The sequence below is a fragment of the Vibrio sp. 1402 genome, from assembly GCF_033340275.1.
This window is the reverse complement of record NZ_JAWOWE010000676.1, coordinates 1-523: the sequence shown is the minus strand read 5'-3', so window position 1 is coordinate 523 and position 523 is coordinate 1. Positions and strand designations below refer to the sequence as shown.

3 tRNA genes are annotated in these 523 nt (G+C 43.6%); all 3 read right to left on the bottom strand.

Going from position 1 to position 523, the window contains the following annotated elements:
* Nucleotides 1-265: 265 nt before the first annotated feature.
* Nucleotides 266-341 (bottom strand) — tRNA-Val (locus tag R7044_RS27890).
* Nucleotides 342-369: 28 nt separating this feature from the next.
* Nucleotides 370-445: transfer RNA gene (locus R7044_RS27885), tRNA-Lys, on the bottom strand.
* A gap of 2 nt (nt 446-447) precedes the next feature.
* Nucleotides 448-523, bottom strand: a tRNA-Glu gene (locus R7044_RS27880).

Below are 523 nucleotides of genomic sequence, written 5' to 3'. Positions count from 1 at the left end.
TGCCGGACTCAATTTCGAATAATCACTGTAAAAGTGATATTCCCAAGAACACTTGAATGTGTTTTTTGGTGTTTGTCTTAAAGACAAACATTGAGAACTTTACAAACAATCTTAAAGATTGTTTTGTCAGCTTTCCAAATTGTTAAAGAGCTATGTTGCTTCACAAGGAAGTTACATTTTCTAAAGACTTTCAGAGTCAAAAATACCAACCAGTATCAATTGCTTGTTCTGGTTTGGACGTTTTATTCCAAAAATACTTAGAGAATGGTGGGCGATACCGGGCTCGAACCAGTGACCCCCTGCTTGTAAGGCAGGTGCTCTCCCAACTGAGCTAATCGCCCACATTGTTTTGATTTCCGTGGAAGGAAATGGTGGGTCGTGCAGGATTCGAACCTGCGACCAATTGATTAAAAGTCAACTGCTCTACCAACTGAGCTAACGACCCAATGGTATCCCGTAGGGGAGTCGAACCCCTGTTACCGCCGTGAAAGGGCGGTGTCCTAGGCCTCTAGACGAACGGGAC